Below are 379 nucleotides of genomic sequence, written 5' to 3' on the forward strand. Positions count from 1 at the left end.
TCGCCAGCGGAATCATTTCGCCTTTATNGTTGCGTACTTTCAGCTGACCGATCTGATCGGATTCAAGGCGGAACTGCTGTTCGGCCTGAACGTTGACCTGATAGGTGCGCCCGAAGCGGTTGAAGTCGTTGGCATACAGCGAACCCAAGTAGATCTGCAGGGTGTCGAAGATGTCGCTGACGGCCACGCCGTGGGTCTTGGCTTTTTCACGGTCGATGGCGGCATCGACCTGCGGCACGTTCACCGTGTAGCTGGTGAACAGGCCGGCCAGTTCCGGCACGTTGTGGCTCTTGTTGATGATGTTCATGGTTTCTTTGTACAGCTCGTCGTAGCAGAGGTTGCCCCGGTCTTCGATCTGCAGGCGGAAACCGCCAATGGT

At 56.6% G+C, this 379-nt stretch carries 1 protein-coding gene; it reads right to left on the minus strand.

Annotated features, from left to right (window positions below):
* The coding region (locus tag AC0T7J_RS25530; protein ID WP_473798631.1) for an efflux RND transporter permease subunit at window positions 1–376 on the minus strand (376 nt) is incomplete at its 3' end.
* Between the last annotated feature and the right edge of the window lie 3 nt (window positions 377–379).

The organism is Pantoea sp. E956-1 (assembly GCF_982223955.1).